This window comes from Candidatus Nanopusillus massiliensis, from assembly GCF_920984865.1.
Window position 1 is genome coordinate 598,200 of sequence record NZ_OV100765.1, and the last position, 268, is coordinate 598,467.

Below are 268 nucleotides of genomic sequence, written 5' to 3' on the forward strand. Positions count from 1 at the left end.
AAATGGATCAATTGTAAATCCATATAATATATGGTTTATTAATTCTTGTTGTCAAATTTATCTCAAATTCCTCCAGATCAAAATGGAAATTATAAATTAGAAGTTGGATTAGAAAATGATNTAATTAGAGTATTTGATATAAAATATATTTCTAATTCATTAATTAATTATTTTCAACCTCCAATTGTTTTTAGGATATCGGTCATATCAATCTNNNTTACATGTCCAATTACCATATTTACAATTTAATATTATACAATAGTCAATC